Below are 13,151 nucleotides of genomic sequence, written 5' to 3' on the forward strand. Positions count from 1 at the left end.
AATAATATAAAAAATGAAGGGTGAAAATTCTTAATGCGCTAAAAGTTTCACATCTTTTCGTGCTACTATAGGGATGAGGTGATAAATATGGAACAAACATTTATTCAGTACATGAAGAAGATTCAACATTACAATGAAGCATTAAGCGTATTATATTGGGATATGCGTACAGGTGCGCCGAAAAAAGGATTAGAACAGCGTGCCAATGTAATCGGAACATTATCTGCGCAAGTATTCGAATTACAAACAGCAGATGAGCTTGGCAATATGCTGACAACACTTGAGGCGCAAAAAGAGACATTGCCATATATCACAAAGCGTTTAGTTGAGGAAGTACGCGAGGCCTACGATTTAAATAAACGTATTCCGGTGGCGGAGTTTGAGCAATTTACAATTGAAAAAGCACATTCAGAAGCGGCATGGGAACAAGCAAAGGAAGCGGCAGATTTCGCGATTTTCTTACCACATTTAGAAAAAATGATTGCGTGGAAAAAGAAATTTATCGGCTATTGGGGCGAGAAAAATGGTTCACCGTACAATACATTACTGGACCAATTTGAGCCAGGCATGACAACGGCTATTTTAGATGATGTATTCGGAAAAGTACGTGCAGTTGTTGCCCCACTTGTACAGCAAATTGTCGCAAATGGCAAGCAACCAAATACAGATATGTTGTTTAAACACTTCCCAAAAGATGGGCAACGTGAAGCATCATTAGAATTACTACGCCGCCTACAATACGATTTTGATGCCGGTCGATTAGATGAGACGGTACATCCGTTTATGATTGAACTAAATCGCAATGATATTCGTGTGACAACGAAGTATGATGAGTATGATTTCCGCTCAGCGTTATTTGGTGTGATTCACGAATGTGGACATGCGATTTATGAACAAAATATTGATGAAAGCTTAACGGGTTTACCGCTGTGTACGGGCACATCAATGGGTATTCATGAGTCACAGTCATTGTTTTACGAAAACTTTATTGGACGTAATGAACAGTTTTGGGCATATAATTTCCCCTTATTACAACAATATTCACTGCAGCAGTTCGGTGATGTTGCGGTTGATGATTTCTTAAAGGCAATTAATTTTGCGAAGCCGTCACTTATTCGCATTGAAGCAGATGAGCTGACATATGTGCTACATATTATGGTGCGTTATGAGCTAGAGCGTGATTTATTTAACGGTTCACTACAAGCAAAAGATTTACCACAGCGCTGGAATGATTTATATGAAGAATATTTAGGGGTACGCCCACAAAATGATGCAGAAGGTGTACTACAAGATATGCACTGGTCAGACGGTAGCTTCGGGTACTTCCCATCCTATGCGCTTGGCTATATGTATGCAGCACAGTGGAAGCATGCGATGGATAAGGACATTCCGAACTTTGATGAGTTGTGCGCAACAGGTGACTTAGCGCCAATTCGTGAATGGTTAACTGAAAAAGTACATCGTCACGGCGCGCTGAAAAAGCCATTTGAATTATTACAAGAAGGTACTGGTGAAGGACTAAACCCAACGTATTTAACGGCTTATTTACAGGAGAAATATACACGTCTATATGCGTTGTAAATCATTTTCAGCAATTGTGACAAGTGATATACATGGGGAATTGCGTCGCTTCGAAACGATAGCGGCGCATATTCGCCAACAAAAACCAGCACTTCTACTTGATAATGGCGATTTACTGCAAGGTAGTTTTGAGCATATGTATGATACAGCGCATGAATGTGATAGCCAAGTGATTGCGCTTGCCAATGAACTTGGCTATGATGCGATGATATTTGGAAATCATGAATTTAATGAAACACCGCAGCGTTTGCATCAGCTACGCAAACAAGCAACATTCCCGTGGATTAGCTGTAATATTGGTGACTTTGCGCAACCGTATATTGTGAAGATGATTGAGGATGTAAAAGTAGTCGTGATCGGTGTTACTACACATTTTACACCGCATTGGGATGAGCATGGCTATACGAAAGGTCTAAACTTTCAACAGGCATACGAAGCACTTGCTGCACAATTGCCACGTATTCGCCAGCAGGAGGAAGCGGACATTGTCATTGTGAGCTATCATGGTGGTTTTGCGCAAGACCCAAACGGCACGTGGATATTTGATGAAGGTACAGGTGAAAATGAAGCTGAAAAGATGTTGTATTTGCCAGGTATTGACCTGCTCATTACAGGACATCAGCATATGCAGTTTGTCGGCAAAAAAAATGGTGTTTCGTACATACAGCCTGGTTCACACGGGACAGCGTTTGCATCTGTAACATTTACATATGAACACGGCACTTGGCAAGTTGCTGCACAAATTGTGCCGGTAGTGGAAGAAGCGCCGCGAAAACCACAAGTGGAAACTTGGCTAGCGGAAACAATCGGAAAGGCCCCAGCTAGATTAACATATAACGATTTACAACAAACGATGATACAAGGGCATCCATACATTGATTGGTTTCATCAATTTCAGCGACATATAACCGGCGCAGATATTTCTGTAACAGAACTGTTTTTTCAAGAGCAAGGTGGATTACCACAGCACGTGACGCGTGAACATATACGACGCTGCTATCCGCGCGACAATGTACTCGTGACGCTAGAGATGACGGGTGCGCAAATTTGTGCAGCACTTGAACAAAGTGCGGCCGTATTCGCAACATATGAGGACGGAACACTTGATTATGCGGTCAATGTGTATCCAAATACATTGCAGCCATATCAATTTGACTTTATTGGTGGCGTGACATTTACATGTCAATGGCAACAGCCGGTCGGACAGCGTATTACGGATGTACAAGTTGGTGCGCATGCCATGCAAATGGATGCGGTATACACAGTGGCAGTGAATAGTTTTCGGGCAATGGGGCATCCGCCGTTTACGATGTACCAACAAGCGAACGAAATCAAACGCACTGTAGAAACAATTCCACAGCTATTAGAACGTTATATTCGAAAAAGTGTGTAGCCATTTCTGGTTACACATTTTTTGTGCCGCGATTTTGTAAGCAACTAGCTTTATACATGCATTTTTCTGTCATATTCCCGTAAGCTTATTTATTTCATCGATATAAAAATGTTGTTCGAAGGAAACTTTTTGTGTATGATGAGCATATAAACATACATACGTAAGTAGAGGTGAGGAATAATGGATAGTATCATGAGTTTTTTTAGCACGAACGTAACTGACGATGTATTGTTAGCGCTAGGCTTAACATTGTTTGCAGGTCTTGCAACCGGCATCGGGAGTTTAATTGCGTTCTTTACGCAAAGTACAAATAAAAAGTTTTTATCAATTGCACTTGGGTTTTCAGCAGGTGTCATGATTTATGTATCATTAGTCGAGATTTTTGTGAAAGCGAAAGATGCATTAACAGCGGCACATGGTGATACAAAAGGTTATTGGTTAACACTTGTTGGCTTTTTCGGAGGGATGTTAGTCATTGCGTTAATTGACCGCTTCATTCCAAAAGCGAGCAACCCTCATGAGGTGAAAACGGTTGAAGATGTGCAATATGCACAAGAGCATGCTGAAGCGGAGCGCTTAATGCGTATGGGGTTATTTACAGCGTTAGCCATTGCGATTCATAACTTCCCAGAAGGTATTGCTACATTTATGTCAGTGATTCAAGACCCAAGTGTCGGTGTAGCGGTTGCCATTGCTGTAGCGATTCATAATATTCCAGAAGGTATTGCCGTAGCGATTCCGATTTTTTATGCAACTGGTAAAAAGATGAAAGCATTTAAATGGTCATTTGCTTCAGGTTTATCAGAACCACTTGGTGCATTAATTGCTTTCTTAATTTTAATGCCATTTTTAACCGACACGATGTTTGGCATTGTATTTGCTGGTGTCGCCGGAATTATGGTGTTTATTTCAATCGATGAATTATTACCAGCTGCCAAAAAATATGATGAAGCGCATTCTTCTGTGTATGGTTTAGTTGCAGGAATGGCCGTTATGGCAGTCAGTCTAGTGTTATTAGCGTAAAAGGGGTGTACACATGATTTATTACGAAATTATATGTCGTTATTGTAGACAGCCGTTTAAACTTGAAGAAGGCACAACAAAATATATGCGTTATAAGCAACGACGCCACGAAAAATTTTCATGTGATGATTGCGACCGACGTATTGAAGATGATTCACGAAAATATTTATTTGACCGTGAATAAATATTTTCATAAAAAGTGGTGGTATAGCACCAAAAGTACAAAAATATCCTTCAGCAGTTGTCGTTGCTGAAGGATATTTCTTTTTGTATTCAATTTAAAGCAGGATTTTATCCCCGCCTAGATAGACCTTGGCTTAAGATTCATCATCAATCGTTAAAAGTACAACTAATTTGTCGCCTGTTTCTAGTGACATTGTTAATTGGAATGCTTGTTGGAAACCATATAACTTTGTATGGCCTACCATTACAGTTGGTGGCGTAATATCTAAGTCGAGCTGTTCTTGTCCAACATTTGTACATAAATTACCAGCAATCATATTACCAAGTTCACCAGTAAATGATTCAAGCATTTCGCCTTCGAGTGGCATACCAAACATCGAATGCCCAATTGTTGAAAATGTTGTTGGGATAGAGTCTAAAATAATACGTCCTTTTAAGTCGCCAACAATGCCGATAAGTACACCCATTTCTTGTTGCTCATACGGCTCAGCGGTAAGAGAAGGACTGCTTACTGTAAGAGGGAGAGGAATAATGGTTTTAATCGCTTGAATTGTGCCATTTAAAATAGTTTGGATATGTTTTGTGGTACTCATAATAGGTCACCCATTTCTCATAGAATTTGTTCATTTATGTGAGGAAAGATTGATGTGTCGAAGGTTATTTGGCGATTGTTCGTTAAACAACAGCATCTGTATACCATCATACCATGTCTTAATGCTCATTTAAATGATTTCGATTATATGCGTAAAAAATACTATTTGGCATGTTTTTGTTAGTCGCTTTTCGAAAAAATTGAAAAACGTACAATTGACGATTCCTCTATTCTAAAAACATGTTAGAATATAAGGCATACTATATAAACTAGAAGGGGATTTATAGAATAAAATGAGCGAATTCGAGCAAAATTTAGAGCAGCTATTAAAACAAGCTGCTGTCCAATCACTTTTGTATAAAAACAATCAAGACGATGAGCGCCATGCAAAAACGGCATTGTTTGCGCGCAAATTGTTACAGCGTGAGTATGTTATCGGCTTTGCAGGTCACTTCTCAGCTGGTAAATCAAGTATGATTAATGCATTATCTGGAGAAGATTTACTAGCAGCAAGTCCAATTCCGACAAGTGCCAATATTGTAAAGGTGCACAAGGCAGATGAAGATTATGCGATTGTGTATATGCATAATGACAAACCCGTCAAATTCGAAGCAGGCTATGAGTATAAAACGGTAAAAGAACTAAGTAAAAACGGCGACTTAGTACAAATGATTGAAATTGGTCATGCTGGTTCGAATTTACCAGATGGTGTAACGGTAATGGATACGCCAGGTGTTGACTCAACAGACGATGCACACGCGATGTCAACAGAATCAGCGCTGCATATTGCGGATATTGTGTTCTACACGATGGATTATAACCATGTACAGTCTGAGTTAAACTTCCAATTTACGAAGCAGCTGATGAAATACAACCCAAATGTGTATTTAATCGTGAACCAAATTGATAAGCATAAAGACAATGAGCTGTCATTTGAAGACTTTAAACAATCCGTACACCAATCATTTGCGGCATGGGGTGTTGAACCGAAAGCGATTTTCTTCACATCATTAAAGCAAAAAGATCATCCGCATAACGATTTTGAAACAGTGAAAAAAATCGTAATGGACAGTATGGACGATTGGCAAGGCGAGCTTGTGAAAACAGCAGCTAATACATTAACGAAATTACAAGATGAGCATACGGCGTATTTAACAGCAGAAAAAGAGCAAATCATCATGGATTCAACAGATGTCGTATTTGAAGATGATTGGAAGCACCGTGACGATTTATTAGGGCAGTATCACAAATTAACACAGCAAAAAGATTTATTAAATGTAGACGAGTGGATTGAACGTTTTGAGGATGCGCGCAAAGAATTGTTAGCGGATACAAAATCAGTTATTATTCCAGCACATTTCCGTGATTTACTCCGTGATTATTTAGAAAGTAAGCAACCCGACTTTAAAGTGGGGGGCTTCTTAGGAAATTTATTTGGTGGTAAAGGCAAGAAAGAGGAAGAAATTGCACGTCGTGGGGCAGAGGTTGAAAAATCATACCAGCACGTAACGTCACAGCAAGTGACAGGTCATTTAAAAGGGCTAATGAAGCAAGCATTGCGTGATGTTGGCGCATTAACAGAGGAACGCTCAGCGCAAATTGATGCAATTGCCTATGTGCCGACATTATCATTAATTGATGCACAAATTCAGCCAGGTACGGGAATTGCAGGCGATGCGTTACTAAACTTTGCGAACCGTGTAGCTGAAGCGACGAACCGTTTCTATATCGAACAAAGTGATGTGTGGAAAAAGGAAATGGCAGCAGAGCTTCAAAATATGGCAACAGAAGTATCTGGACCAGTGAAAAAGAAAATTGAAGCGATGCAAGAAAAAATTGATGCGATTCAAGGCGTTGTCGATGTTGAAAACCGTTTGGCAGCTTCGGCATTAATGATGCACCAAGTGAGCAATGAAAACCGCGCAGAATCGAAATTAATTTTAGAGCGTTGGGAACGTGAATATGCACGTGCATTAGCAGAAATTCGTCTATTTGATGAGTCGATGTTGAAGCCAAAAGAGCAGCAAGAAGTGTTAGAAGAACAAGTAGAACGTGCACCAATTGCGACACTTGCTGTCGATGAAGTCGTATCACGTGCGATGCATACAGCAAACTTAGTAAAAGATGTTCACGGCTTTACAGAGGTAGCGGAGTACTTAACGAAAAAGGTGGAGCGTTTAGAAAAGCGTGACTTCACAATTGCGTTATTCGGTGCATTCTCAGCAGGGAAATCATCATTCTCAAACGCGTTAATGGGCTCAAAAGTATTACCGGTATCACCAAACCCAACAACAGCTGCGATTAATAAAATTCGTCCGGTATCACCAGACTGTCCACATGAAACAGCCGACGTTGTATTAAAGACGAAGGAAGATATGTTAGCGGATATTCAAGCATCGTATGCGGCAATTGGCTTAACGATTTCTTCATTAGAAGAAGCTTATAGTCGTGCACAAGAAGGATTAGCTGTTAAATTAACAGACGAGCGATTAAACGTGCATAAATCATTTATTCGTGCATATGAGCAAGGGTATAACGAGTTTATGCCAAAGCTTGGCACAACGATTCGTGCTAATCGTGAAGACTTTGAAAAATTCGTCGCACAAGAAAATCGTTCATGCTTCGTTGATAATATCGACTTCTACTATGATTCACCAATTACACGTATGGGCGTAACATTAGTAGACACACCAGGAGCAGACTCGATTAACGCGCGTCATACAGGTGTAGCATTTGATTATATTCGTAATGCGGATGCGATTTTATTCATTACGTATTACAACCACGCATTCGCAAAGGCGGACCGTGAATTCTTAATTCAATTAGGGCGTGTAAAAGATGCGTTCGAACTAGATAAAATGTTCTTTATTGTAAATGCGATTGATTTAGCGTCAAATGAAGCGGAAGCAGAAGACGTAAAAGGATACGTACGTACAGAATTACAACGCTTCGGTATTCGTTTCCCACGTTTATACGGAGTATCAAGTTTACAAGCGTTGAATGAAAAAGTAGACAGTGCAGATTACAATTCGGGTATGAAGCCGTTTGAATCGGCATTCCATTCATTCTTAAACGATGAGTTACGTGCGTTGGCAGTACAAGCGTTAGCAGAGGAAGTTGAAAAAACAGAGCAACGTTTATCCGATTTAATCGCACAAACAGAGCACAACTTATCGCGTAAAGAAGAGCGCTTAAAAGAGTTAACACAGTTAGAGCAAGATGTTGAGAAATATTACCGCGTACCGAAAACAGCAATGCTTGAATCGGATACGAAGCAAGAGTTAGATGAGTTACTGTATTACTTACTACAACGTGTGTACTATCGTTACCCAGACTTCTTCCGTGAAAGCTATAACCCAGCAACGTTTGCACATCAGCCGGCACAGCAAGCGCTTGAAGTCGCATTAAAAGAAGTGTTACAAAGTTTAAGCTTTGACTTAGCGCAAGAGTTACGCGTAACGAACTTCCGTTTAGCACAGTACGTACAACGCAGTTTATTAATGCTATATAAAGAAAATGTTCAAAACTTAAAAGAGAAAAACAACTCGTTCTCATTCTTAGGATATGAAGCCGAAGAGCCGTCATTACTGGACTTTACTGGACCATTCCAATCTGAAGTACCGTATGTATCGGTAAAATCACACTTTAAAAATACGAAAGCGTTCTTCGAGAAAAATGAAAAAGAAAACTTACGTGACGCATTAGAGAAATTAACGAAGCCAGACGCTGAGAAATTCTTAAATATGGAAAAAGAGCGCTTATTACAATGGGCATTTGCGTATGTTGCACAAGAAGCGGATCGCCAAGCTAATTACTTAGTCGACCAAGCGAAAGAGCAAATTGCAACGGAGCGTATGTTATTACAAGAGGAAAGTCAGTTACAAAGCTGGAAAGACATTTATACACAATTACAACACGCATAAGGGGCGAGTGATATGAGTGTTTTTGTAGAAGCAACGGAACTAGTAGGGCAAGACGTCATCTTTTTAGATGCACGTTTTGCACTGCAAGATAAGACAGCTGGCAAACGTCAATACGACGAGGCACATATTGACGGTGCGCGTTATATTGATTTAGAGGTGGATTTATCGGATATGGCAAGCACGCGTGGTCGTCATCCGATGCCGTCACATGCGCAATTACAACAAGTATTTGAGCGTTTAGGCTTACAGCTAGACGATGCCATCGCGATTTATGACCAAGGCGGTGCACCGTTTGCAAGCCGTGCGTATTATATGCTAGCGTATGCAGGGTTTTCGAATGTACGTATTGTAAACGGTGGTTTTGATGCGTTAGTTGCAGCAGGGTTTACGGTGAATGCACACACTGTTCATGTGACAGCGACAACGATTACACCTAATTGGCAGTCTGCAATATATGCGTCGCGTGACGATGTAAAAGCGATTGTTGATGGTCAGCACAACGCGGTTTTACTGGATGCGCGTGAAGCGGCACGTTATCGCGGGGAAGTTGAGCCACTGGATAAAGTAGCAGGGCATATTCCAACAGCACGCAATTATTGTTGGGAGCAAGCAAAGGATGGCTCGTTCCTACGTGTAACAGATACGCTTACGCAAACGGTCGCACGTGACGAAGAGATTGTTATATATTGTGGCAGTGGGGTTACCGCATCACCGGTGTATACATTGTTAAAAGAAGCGGGCTATGAACATGTAAAAGTATATGTTGGCAGTTTCAGTGACTGGATTGAAGCATACGACGTAGCGAAAAAATAAACAAAAAGCACATGCGGAAAATGCATGTGCTTTTTGTTTATTTTCATATGAAAAGCGGTGAATATATTACGATACATGCAACGCTTTATGTGTACTAATACGTGCGAACACAATCGCCGCACCTGTTAATAATAAGCTATACCACAAAAGAGATAGTGTACCTTGCGCAATACTTGAAACGACTAAAATCAACGCTGCGACAGCCATTAAAAGAATAGCGATATAAAACAATTTCATGTTTAAACCTCACCTTTTAGACGGAATGATTTTATTGTAAAAGAAAATAAGTAGCGTTTCAATGATTATGCTTGTTGTGGCTCAGTCAGTGGCTTTACAAAGACGCTGCTAATTAAAAGGATACTCAGTAAAATCGTGCTCGTAAACAACAGCATTTGTGACAAGCCAGTATAAATAGCGATACCAATCATCGTCCAAGCACAAACGAGTGGAAATAATCGGTCGTCAAAGCGAAAACGAATGGTCACGCTAATAAGAGCGGCAACGACTAAAAATACAAATGTCCACACGTTTTGAGACAGAAACGCAGACCAATCATAATAAACGACTAAAAAATTTAAATAGAAAAAGCTTAACATGCCAATCCAGCTCACGTATAACGAAAACGTTACTTTCGCTAATGAGGAGACGCGCTTCCGATGAGATACCCCGTACAGTTTTACAAGGAAGAACAGCAATAAACTAACGCATACAGTAGACGTCATATACAGTTCCATTTGCCAACAAACGACGAGTAGGAAGTGGAGAAAGCTACTAGCAAAAAACGACCAAATAAAGGAGCGAGGAAAATATAGATTTAAATGGAATGAGCGAATTAGCCATGAAAGTAAAAGCGCAAATAATGCAATCCATAAATAACTTACATATGTAGCAGGCAAAAACGTTTGCCCGGCATAAGATGGTTCTTTGAAATGATAAAGTGGAAAGAAAAGTGTAGCACTTGCGAGTAACAAGAAACTACACGCCAATAAAATACGTTGAATGACCATGCGCATGCCCCCTTTATTTAAAATGTTGTCGGTAAATACTCATGTGTGTAGGATTGATGTTGGCGAAGCCAAACGCGAATAATTTGTCGATGTGTCAGTAGTTGTCGCTTCCTTGTTTTGCGTGCATGTGCTTTTTGCAAGCTTTGTAATAATAGACGAGCTTGTGGCGCGCAAGTTTCAGGTTGTACTAAAATCGTTAGCGAGCGGTCAATATAACCGATTTGTTGTAATTTCGGCAATAATGACGCAAAAGATTGTGACATTTTATATTGTGCATCATCGGCATCTAATTCAAGGCAGCGATAAAACACGTCTTCAATATCGCGCTCTAATTGTTCAATTGTAATTGTCATAAAAAAACACCTCTTCTATACACAGTATAAAATAAAGGAAATCGATATTGCGACTAACTTGCTTCATATTCAAATAGTCGTTCTCACGGTATAATAAAAAGAAAAGGAGGGGGCGTATGGCGGAAAAACAAATTTTATTATCGCGATTGCTTGAAGTAGTAGAGAGCGAACAAATGATACGTACAGTTGTTTTACAGCAAGAAGAAGTGATTGATGAAACAATGGCTACACATGCTTTTTACGTATTGCTTGTTGTAAATGAAACGTTTCAAGCACAAATTTTTTTCGAGCGTTTACAACGTGTCCTCATGCCAAATATGATGCTTTTTCCACCAGCAAAGCATGAAAGTGCCTATTTATTATTAGCGCAAGACGGGCAACAATTACATGTGAAATCATTAACGGAGCAACAAGCACATCAACTTTTAGAATATGAAGAGTATTTACGTGTGCTGATTGATAAAGACCAGTTTTTAGCGTCTACAACCTCGCCGTGTATTAGTGCGCCAACAAATGAGCAATTTACGATATGCTGCCAACAGTTTTGGCAAGGGCAACAATTCGCACTTACATCTTTACAGCGTCAAGAGCATTTGCCCGCTATTTATTATATTGAACATAAAATACGCAAGCCATTTATGACGATGTTACTATGGTCATTAAGCGCACAGCAATCTTTTTCGTTAACAATGAACCCGACGTATAACGAATTAGAAAGTATTCTGAACGCAGAACAGTACGGGATGTTCGTTGAAACATTTAATTTAGGGACAATAGAATATGTGCAACATAGTTTGCAGACGATGCGTACATTTTTCCAAGAAGCTACGTTTACCGTAAGTCATACGTGTCATCTCGCTTATCCAGCGGATGAACATGCTTTTTATAAAAAATTTCCTCATATTAAATAATAGGAGGTTGTTTTATTTGTTAACCTATTTTATAATTTGGTTAACAAATAAAAGAGGTGTGTGTATGAAAACGAATGTACGACCATTAATTTATGTTTCTTTTTGTGCGGCGATTATTGCTGTATTAGCTCAAATTATAATTCCGTTGCCACTGGTACCAATTACGGGACAAACGTTAGCCATTGGTTTAGTTGTAACGATTTTAGGTAAAAAAATGGGGACACAAGCAGTTGGGTTATACATATTATTAGGTGCAATTGGTTTGCCAGTGTTTACTGCATTTTCAGGCGGCTTAGGTATTATTTTTGGACCTACAGGTGGGTATATTATTGGGTTTTTACCAACAGCATTAGTGATGGGCGTGTATTTTGAACGTTTTGGCTATACATTTACACATGCAGTTGTTGCCAACGTTATCGGCATGTTCGTTACACTAGCATTTGGTGCAGTATGGCTTAAAGTTATTGCAGATTTATCGTGGCAAGCAGCTTTATTATCAGGTGTTGTGCCATTTTTAGTGACGGGCGTATTAAAAGCGGTGATGGCTGCTTCAATCGGTTTAGTTGTGAAGCGTCGTTTACAACAAGCCAATGTATTGCAAGCAGCTTAAAGGAATTAAAGGATTTATTTTGTGTGGAACGGCAGTATTAAAAGAGTAGGAAAGAGATTGGGACAAAAGGAAATATCCTTCAGCAACGACAACGGCTGAAGGATATTTTTTGCTTTGGGTGCTACTCTACATAGCAGACGCGTTTCGTAGGGATGGCTTGAGGCAAACACGATGTTCCACTTAAAAGCGCATGCTCCTACGGTACCTCGTCGCAGACAAACATTGCTATTCCTGCTGAAATCGCCGCTTGTGTCGGGACGCACGCGCAAATTTTGATTATCTCCATACATGTATTTTCATCAGAAGTAGGGTTTTGTCCCAGTCGCTTTTTGCTGTAGATAGATTTTTATCGAATTAAATGAATAGTGGTCGATTGGAATTTATTCGCCGGTGTTTCTTATATATAATATATGGGAAGAAACTAGATAGCCGTGTAGCATATTAAAATAATATCTTGAAAATTCCTATTAAAATCTTTAAGATAAAAAAGTACGCGTTTGGCGTGATAATAAATTTTCTTAACTTTTTTAAATAATTTTTTGAAAAAGTGTTGACCTTATTTGTTAGATGGTATAAGATAGTAAATGTCGCTAAGGTGACTGCAACATGAACCTTGAAAACTGAACAACAAACGTTGATGAAACATAGTCGGTTTAACCGACAAAATTATGACATCTTAAATGATGCCAGCAACATCGAGAACTTCGGTTTGAGATGGAAAATTTGAGCTTAACTCAAATTCTTTTTGGAGAGTTTGATCCT

General features: G+C 39.7%; 12 protein-coding genes. 8 read left to right on the forward strand and 4 right to left on the reverse strand.

The features are described from left to right. The first annotated feature begins 87 nt into the window (after positions 1-87). The 4 genes from A6M13_RS15875 (at position 88) to A6M13_RS16170 (ending at position 4,181) form a co-directional block, all read left to right on the forward strand. A complete protein-coding gene (locus A6M13_RS15875; protein ID WP_066548813.1) occupies positions 88-1,581 on the forward strand; it encodes a carboxypeptidase M32 in 1,494 nt (497 codons plus the stop codon). After that, positions 1,571-2,974: a bifunctional metallophosphatase/5'-nucleotidase gene (locus tag A6M13_RS15880; protein ID WP_066548817.1), complete on the forward strand. Its 1,404-nt coding sequence runs from the start codon at positions 1,571-1,573 to the stop codon at positions 2,972-2,974. Before A6M13_RS15875 ends, A6M13_RS15880 begins: the two co-directional genes overlap by 11 nt. A gap of 180 nt (positions 2,975-3,154) precedes the next feature. Beyond that, positions 3,155-3,997 (forward strand): zinc transporter ZupT, encoded by an 843-nt coding sequence (gene zupT / locus A6M13_RS15885; protein ID WP_245669366.1) that lies wholly within the window; start codon positions 3,155-3,157, stop codon positions 3,995-3,997. A 13-nt stretch (positions 3,998-4,010) separates the two neighbouring features. Beyond that, on the forward strand, positions 4,011-4,181 hold the full coding sequence (locus tag A6M13_RS16170; protein WP_141680985.1) for a DUF2197 domain-containing protein: 171 nt from the start codon (positions 4,011-4,013) through the stop codon (positions 4,179-4,181). A gap of 133 nt (positions 4,182-4,314) precedes the next feature. Here the strand turns inward: A6M13_RS16170 and A6M13_RS15890 are convergent, their stop codons facing one another. Continuing rightward, complete coding sequence (locus A6M13_RS15890; RefSeq protein ID WP_066548821.1) at positions 4,315-4,773, reverse strand: chemotaxis protein CheX; 459 nt, start codon at positions 4,771-4,773, stop codon at positions 4,315-4,317. 292 nt (positions 4,774-5,065) lie between these two features. On the opposite strand from A6M13_RS15890, the gene A6M13_RS15895 reads away from it, so the two are divergent. Further along, the gene (locus A6M13_RS15895; RefSeq protein ID WP_066548822.1) at positions 5,066-8,695 is read left to right on the forward strand and encodes a dynamin family protein; all 3,630 of its coding nucleotides are present in this window, start codon (positions 5,066-5,068) and stop codon (positions 8,693-8,695) included. Between the two features lie 12 nt (positions 8,696-8,707). Further along, entirely contained in the window at positions 8,708-9,508 is an 801-nt protein-coding gene (locus A6M13_RS15900; RefSeq protein ID WP_066548824.1) for a sulfurtransferase, read from the forward strand. A gap of 66 nt (positions 9,509-9,574) precedes the next feature. Here A6M13_RS15900 and A6M13_RS16420 read toward each other — a convergent pair whose 3' ends face one another. The 3 genes from A6M13_RS16420 to A6M13_RS15910 form a co-directional block, all read right to left on the reverse strand. Next, complete coding sequence (locus A6M13_RS16420) at positions 9,575-9,745, reverse strand: hypothetical protein (protein WP_169817465.1); 171 nt, start codon at positions 9,743-9,745, stop codon at positions 9,575-9,577. 65 nt (positions 9,746-9,810) lie between these two features. Continuing rightward, positions 9,811-10,515, reverse strand: a complete 705-nt coding sequence (locus A6M13_RS15905; RefSeq protein WP_066548826.1) for a hypothetical protein — start codon at positions 10,513-10,515, stop codon at positions 9,811-9,813. Between the two features lie 17 nt (positions 10,516-10,532). Then, entirely contained in the window at positions 10,533-10,868 is a 336-nt protein-coding gene (locus tag A6M13_RS15910) for a hypothetical protein (protein ID WP_066548827.1), read from the reverse strand. A 116-nt stretch (positions 10,869-10,984) separates the two neighbouring features. Here A6M13_RS15910 and A6M13_RS15915 point away from each other — a divergent pair, with 116 nt between their 5' ends. Both A6M13_RS15915 and A6M13_RS15920 read left to right on the forward strand, forming a co-directional pair. Next, positions 10,985-11,779 (forward strand): aminoglycoside 6-adenylyltransferase, encoded by a 795-nt coding sequence (locus A6M13_RS15915; protein ID WP_066548829.1) that lies wholly within the window; start codon positions 10,985-10,987, stop codon positions 11,777-11,779. 64 nt (positions 11,780-11,843) lie between these two features. After that, positions 11,844-12,389, forward strand: coding sequence for a biotin transporter BioY (locus A6M13_RS15920; protein ID WP_066548832.1), 546 nt, complete (start codon positions 11,844-11,846; stop codon positions 12,387-12,389). Positions 12,390-13,151 lie beyond the last annotated feature (762 nt).

Origin of the sequence: Caryophanon tenue (assembly GCF_001700315.1) — a bacterium.
Classification (GTDB): Bacteria; Bacillota; Bacilli; order Bacillales_A; family Planococcaceae; genus Caryophanon; species Caryophanon tenue.